Below are 227 nucleotides of genomic sequence, written 5' to 3' on the forward strand. Positions count from 1 at the left end.
GGGATCCAGCGCATCAGCAGCAGGATCGCCAGGACCAGCACCACCTCGCCCGCGAACACCAGCCGCCAGGTCAGGTAGGTGGTGACCCAGCCGCCGAGCAGCGGCCCCACCGCGATGCCCGCGCCGGCCAGGCCGCCGACCACCCCGTAGGCGACGGCGCGTTCGCGCCCCCGGTAGGAGCCGGCCACCAGCGCGGCCAGGGCGGGCAGCACCAGGGCCGCGCCCAG

General features: G+C 77.1%; 1 protein-coding gene. It reads right to left on the reverse strand.

The genetic code is table 11. The features are described from left to right. Positions 1-227 (reverse strand): MFS transporter (locus OO57_RS38220; RefSeq protein WP_033257556.1); only part of this gene is annotated, 227 nt, incomplete at both ends.

Source organism: Kitasatospora phosalacinea, assembly GCF_000717185.1.
GTDB lineage: Bacteria > Actinomycetota > Actinomycetes > Streptomycetales > Streptomycetaceae > Kitasatospora > Kitasatospora phosalacinea_A.